The following is a 502-nucleotide window of genomic DNA, read 5'->3' on the forward strand; positions in this document are numbered from 1 at the left end:
CCGCGAGCGCCCGGCCGATGCGCGGCTCGAGGCCTTCCACGACGGCGCCGAGCGCGTCGACCGTGGCCTCGGTCGGGCCGTAGAAGTTGTAGGCGGCGAGGGGTGCGGCGGCCAGTCGTCGCCACAGCTCGGTCGATGCGGCCTCTCCGCCGATGAGCAGGAGCGCCGGCGTGTGCGCGGTCTCCAGCAGACCGGCATCCACGAGGGCGGAGGCGAACGTCGGAGTCACATCGAGGGTGTCGATGTTCAGGCGATCCACGGCCTCGACGATCTCGCGCGCGTCACGACGGTCGTCCTCGTCGAACACGATGAGCTCGTGGCCGAGCAGGAGCCACAGCAGCTGCTCCCACGAGGAGTCGAAGGCGAAGGATGCCGTGTGCGCCGCCCGGAGCCGCCGCCCGGCCCGCGCCGCGACCGGCCGGAAGAGGGTCTCGGCATGGTGCGCGAGGAAGAAGGAGAGCGACCCGCGGCTGACACCGACGCCCTTCGGCGTGCCGGTCGA

General features: G+C 72.3%; 1 protein-coding gene. It reads right to left on the bottom strand.

Going from position 1 to position 502, the window contains the following annotated elements:
- A partial coding sequence (locus B2869_RS17820; RefSeq protein WP_292769459.1) for an AMP-binding protein occupies nucleotides 1–502 on the bottom strand: 502 nt, incomplete at both ends.

It is taken from the genome of Microbacterium sp. UBA3486 (genome assembly GCF_002377845.1).
GTDB lineage: Bacteria > Actinomycetota > Actinomycetes > Actinomycetales > Microbacteriaceae > Microbacterium > Microbacterium maritypicum_A.